At 68.1% G+C, this 5,641-nt stretch carries 1 protein-coding gene and 1 pseudogene; one reads left to right on the top strand and one right to left on the bottom strand.

All coding sequences use genetic code 11. The annotated features are described in order from the left end of the window. Positions 1 to 305: 305 nt before the first annotated feature. A pseudogene (locus ABD374_RS31740) lies at positions 306 to 1,829 on the top strand (Mu transposase C-terminal domain-containing protein); the annotation flags it as partial. A gap of 797 nt (positions 1,830 to 2,626) precedes the next feature. Here ABD374_RS31740 and ABD374_RS31735 read toward each other — a convergent pair. After that, a complete protein-coding gene (locus ABD374_RS31735; protein ID WP_344500110.1) occupies positions 2,627 to 5,080 on the bottom strand; it encodes a DEAD/DEAH box helicase in 2,454 nt (817 codons plus the stop codon). Between the last annotated feature and the right edge of the window lie 561 nt (positions 5,081 to 5,641).

Below are 5,641 nucleotides of genomic sequence, written 5' to 3'. Positions count from 1 at the left end.
TGGGAGTTCTCGTGTTCTTATCCGGTGTGGTTCTCATTTTGGTGTCCAGGTGGGCGGATACGGTTGAGTGGGCTGATCGGCTTTGTCTTGCGGGTTGTTCGGGGTGGTGGGGGAGGGTGTTGGAGCTGGACAGCGAGGTGAGGGGAGTTGGTCGATGGTTGAGAATCGGCTGGCCAGCAAGCTGAAAGCTCCAATGGAGTAGGCTTCCTTCTTGATCATTTTTTGTGGGCCGGGGGTGGCTCCGTTGTGGTGGGGGAGTGCTGGTGGGGGCGGCGGCGGATGCCGAGGTGTTGCGGCCGGTCGCGGTGCGCAGGTTGCTGGCGCTTGAGTCTCGGGGGGAGTTGACGGCTGGTCATCGCCGGATGGTGGCTGACACGCTGGCGGTGTCCGAGCGCACGGTGCGCCGGTGGCTGGTGGCGGCGCGGGAGGATGGCCGCCTGGAGCGGGCCGAGCGCTGCCGGTTCCAGGTCACGTCGCAGCTGGCCCGTCGGCTTGCGTTCCACCGGGGGAGCGTGGCGGCGTTGCACCGGGAGTTGGTGGCCGAGGGGGCCGCGAGGGGTGATGCGGTGCCGTCGCTGGCGACGTTGTACCGGGCAGTGGAGCGGGATGTGTCGCCGGGGTTGCGGGCGGGGATGCGCGGTGGTGAGGCCGCACGCCGGGATCACGACGTGTTTCTTGAGCGGCCTGCCGGTCACCGTAATGACGTATGGGAGACCGACCACGTCCAGGTGAAGGTTGAGGTGGACATCGACGGGGCGCCGGGTCGGCCGTGGGTGACCTGGTTCATCGACTGCGCGACGCGGGTGATCTGCGGGTTCGCGGTGACCGCTCAGGTTCCATCCCGGGAGTCGGTGCTGGTGGCGCTCAGGGATGCGATCTCGCGTGAGGGGGAGCACGGCCCGTTCGGCGGTCTACCGGGGGCCGTGCGAGTGGACCGTGGGCGGGACTTCCTGTCGCGCACGGTAGGGGAGGCGCTCGGGGCGTTCGCGGTCCCGGTGGTGGACCTGCCCGGCTACAGCCCGCATCTGAAGGGCACCGTGGAGGCGTTGAACAAGGCCGCGAAGCAGATGTTCTTCGCTCAGTTGCCCGGCTACACCGCCGCGCCGCGCCTGAAGGGCGGCAGGAAGCCGGCCGCCCGGCAGCGGCTGCTGCCGCTGGAGGCGTTCGTTGAGCTGCTGGGTCAGTGGGTTGTCTGGTGGAACACCGAGCACCGGCCCCGCTTGCTTGCTGGCCGTACACCCGCGGCCGCGTGGGAGGAGGATCTGACTCCGGTCGAGGACGCTGAGCCGGGAGCTTTGCACATGTTCACCCTCGAGGACGACGGCCGGGTGCGCACCCTTGCCAACAAGGGGGTGCGTTGGCGGAACCGACATTACGTCGATGCGTGGATGACCGGGCAGGCCGGGCGGAAGGTGCGGCTGCGCTACATGCCGCACCACGAGCACGAGATCGAGGTCTACGACGCAGCTACCGGGCGGCATTTGGGGTCGGCGTACCTGTCGAACCGGGCGAGCCCGGAGCAGATCCGGGAGATGAAGCGGGCCCGCGCCAGGGAGGCTGACCGGCTCAAGCGGCTGCTGCAGGCGGCGGAGAAGGACCGCGCCACCCGCTACGCCGCCGCTACCCGCGGTACCCCGGCCGAGGTGCTCGGCACAGTCACCGAACTTCAGGCCGAGGCGCATCTGCGCGCGGTTGCCGCCGCGGACCTCACCGAGGTGGCGCTGCCCGGCTATCTGTCGCTGCCCGCCCAGCTGCCCGCGTCCTGGACCGCACCGGACACCAACAAGCCTGCTGTTCCCTGCCCCGAATGGTCCGCGCCGAGGCGCTCGGCCGCAGCCCGCACCAACTGGACGACGTGCTCGCCGCCGAGGGTTCGTTCGTCGACACCGAGGGCGGAGGCGATGAACCGGATCAGCATCCGGTCCGGTTTGACATCCGGCAGTCCCAGCAGCATGCGCAAGTACCTCCAGGAGGTGCCTGAGCTTTGGCCGGGTACTGCCGTCCATGCGACCCGAGCCTGATCCTCTAGGTCGGTTGCCTCAGCGGCGAGGAACTGGGCAGCGGTGTCGATGCCGAGGCCCAGCAGGGCCGTGGCGGCCTGGTGGACCGCCGCGCCCTTCAAGGTGGCGCCTGGCTGTGTGGAGACGCGGTTCCTGGTGCCGACCTCGTCGATGAATCCGTCGATGCCGCCGAGGCGGTCATAGAGGCCGAGCAGGTCCGTCAGGCCATCGTGTGTCGCATCTCCGCCCATTCGTTGGCGGTAGGAGGTATAGCGGCTGATGACGCCTGTGGTGATGGCGTAGCGGGTGCCGACGGACCAGATCGCGTCGATCACTGCGAGTGCAAGGCTGTTGGGGTAGCCGGTGAAGGCGGACCACTCGGTAGGTGCAGGCAGCCTGTCGCTGCATGCGGCGAGGACCTTCTTAAGGTCCTCGTCATCAGAAGCGTTGCCTGCCTGGACTGCATCGATCATGAGGAGCACTCCTACCGAAGGCCGAGGGCCAGGCTATCTCGGGGCTGAGTATCGCGTTGTCGCTGGTGGATGCTCGACACGGCCTCGCCCGGCTTTCCGCGCTCGGTTGCTGACAGCACAGGACCCCCGCACCCGGGGTCTCACTCCTTGACGCTAGGCCCAGTCGTATCCGAGTCCGGCGAGGGCGGCGAGTTGCTGCTCGTCCAGCCGGTCGCGGCGGTTTTTCTGGTTGGACAGCCAGATGCCCAGCCGCACGAGGGTGCCGTCTTCGAGGCGCTCGGTGTGTCCGCGCGGTACGACGGTGCGCGCTTCGCGCTGGATGTACTGCGCCAGGGCCGCCAGGCCGCGCGTGAAGGCATCGGAGCCCTTGACCGCCCCAGTCTTCGCACCGTTTTGCACGGGCGCCTTGTGCGGCCGTACAGCGGGTTCCACCCCGAGTTCCGTGAGGCGTCGCTGCTGCTCGGCGTTGAGGTGTGCCCAGTTGCGGGCCTGCCGGGCGAGCCAGCGGCCGATGTCGTCTCCGCGATGGGTGACGCCGGGCTGGATCTTGGGCAGCATCCCGCCGGACTCCAGCAGGCATTGTAGGCCCGCGTAGTGGCGCTGCCAGTCCACTGTCCACCCGAGCGCGCCCGGGTTCCAGTCCGGGTCGATCGCGGCGAGCTGCGCCGCGCGCCGTGCCGCGCGCTCGGGGTCTTTGCCGAGTCCTCCGGGCCGCCGCAGATTGGTGAGCCACTGCCCGACCGGTTTGTCGAGTGCGGTGGCATACCGGGGCGCGGCCAGGGTGCTGGCCTCCGCGTAGTAGGCGCGGGCCGCGGCGAGGTTCTCCGCAAACTGGGCGTCGGCGGTGTCCCAGATCATGCCGAGCTCCTCCAGCTCGTCCGCGCGGGTGGCGGGCATGGTGCCGGCCCGGTAGGCCCGGCGCTGGTCGGACAGCCACCGCCCCAGCGGATAGGCACCCTCGGTGTGCTCGTACGGCACGTCCAGGTCGCCCACGCGCTGGTGGTAGCGGCGGGCGGCGTCGTAGCCGCGTGTCCAGTCCTGGCGTTCGGTGTCGAGGATCTGGAACTTGACCCACTTGGCGACCATCACCGGGTCCCTCGGGGCGGCGAAGCGCAGCAGCAGCCGCGTCTCCTCCTCACCCTCCCCGGGCTCCTCACCGATGTTCTCCGACGAATCGACCACCCGTTTCTGGTTCTCCTGCGGAATGGCGAGCATTTCCACGGCCCGTTCGTCATGCGCCCGCAAGCCTTCCAGGACCTTAACCAGCGGCCGGTACGACGCGGAGGTGAACATGTCCTCCGGCTGCTCACCCGGAGCCAAGAACACCGGCACGATCAGCGTCGCCAACTTCCCCTGATTCGGCTTCTGCCGCAGCGCCCGCCCGATGGCCTGCACGATGTCCACCGCCGACCCTTTCGGGTCCAGCAGCGCCACGGAATCAACCGCCCGGATATCGACACCCTCACCCAAAACCCGGCAGTTCGCCAACACCGCACGCCCGGCCCGGCGCCCGAAATCCGAGAGCACCGCACGCCGGTGGTCCGGCTCGTGCTCACCACACAGCCAGTCGGCCCACACCCGCTTCGGGTACCGCTCCGGATCAGCGGTGTGCAACCGAGCAGCCACCCGCCCCAGCCCCTTCGCGAACGCACTGGCCTCGATCGTCCGGTGATGGAAGGTGATCGTCGTCTGCAACCGGTGCGCCGCCATCGTCTCCAGCAGCGCGGCCTGCAACGCGCCCATCCGCTCACCGCGCAGCCGCTCCTCCCGTTTCTCCTCGCCGGCCAGACGGGCGGGGGTGACCACCGGGTCGGTCAGCTCCACCACCACGATCTGATACCGCGCCAGCAGACCGCGAGAGATCGCCGACGCCAACGACAGCTCGTACACAACGGGCCCGTAGATCTTCGGATCGTCCATGGAACAGGCCATCTCCCGTGGCAGCCGGTCCCGCCCCTCCACCGGCACGCCCGTTTCCGACACAGGCCGCTCCAACCAGCGCTGCGGCCGCTCCTTCCAGATCCTCGGCGTCGCCGTCATGTACAGCCGGCGCATCGCCGGAATCACGTCCTGGTCATGGACCGCCGCCCACGCCTTCCCCAACGAACCGCTCGTCCGGTGCGCCTCGTCCACCACCACCAGGTCCCACACGTCCATCGGAAGCCCGTACGCGCCCTCATGAGCCTCCGCCAGCACCGGCAGGCTGGCGTAGGTGGCATACACGGTCACCGGGCCACGGCCGTGCCACAACGCCAGCTGCGGCGGGCTGGTGGTGGACCGCACATCGAGATTCCACAAGTGCGGGTCATCATCCAGCGAACACACCGCCACCGCCGGACCCGCATGCCCGGCCAAGCGCCACTCCCGCACCGTCTGCGTCAGCAGATCCAAGGTCGGCAGCAGTACCAGCACCCGGCCATGCCGCGCCAGCCGCAGCGCGGCATGCGCGGCGATGAAGGTCTTTCCCGTACCGCAGGCTGCCACCACCGTGGCCCGCAACCCGTTACGCGGAATCCGCTTCCCCGGAGGGATATCCAGACCACTCACCACCGCGTCAACCGCCTCGATCTGATGAGGAAACAGTCGGATCTCATCGGCATTCGACATTCCGTACTCCAGACGTCGCGAGAGGGTTGATCAGCCCTACGGAGGGGGTAGCAGTTCGCTCGGGATGCTACACACTGCATCTGGCGATGCATCATGGGACATCACAATCGATGATGCGCAGGTCCTACCCTAGCGAAACTGGGCGCACTGCGGGAAGTTTTTCGGGTAGACTCGAGTGCATGCCGCTCACATCGTGGGGAGGTGAGCGGGTGTCAGCGTCGGATGAAGCGAAGCCGAGTGCCCCCTGGATCCAGGCGAGGGCCGGCCACGGGTTCAGGCTGATGGTTCGTCATAGGACAGGGAGTGGCTTGTTCTTCGGGATGCTCACAGGCCCGCAGTGACGCACCCCGCCCCTTGTAGCCAGCCATTCCGGCGCAGCCGGAATCGGAATTGGAGCGAAGCGGAGATTCCCTGCCTTTCCGTATTGGAGCGCAGCGGAAATACGGGGAGCGCAGCGGGGAATTGAAAGCCGCGCAGCGGCTTTTGACACTTCGTTAACATGCTGCGAAGCAGCATGTTTTCGTTTCTCAGCGCGCAGCGCTGAGGGACCCGCTCCGCGGG

The organism is Streptomyces enissocaesilis (assembly GCF_039533765.1).
In the GTDB taxonomy this organism is placed as follows: domain Bacteria; phylum Actinomycetota; class Actinomycetes; order Streptomycetales; family Streptomycetaceae; genus Streptomyces; species Streptomyces enissocaesilis.
The sequence above is the reverse complement of the archived record's forward strand: the minus strand, read 5'-3'. Positions and strand labels throughout refer to the sequence as shown.

Excerpts from the sequence above, each read along its gene's own strand:
- ABD374_RS31735 (WP_344500110.1), bottom strand. The coding sequence starts at position 5,080 with ATGTCGAATGCCGATGAGATCCGACTGTTTCCTCATCAGATCGAGGCG.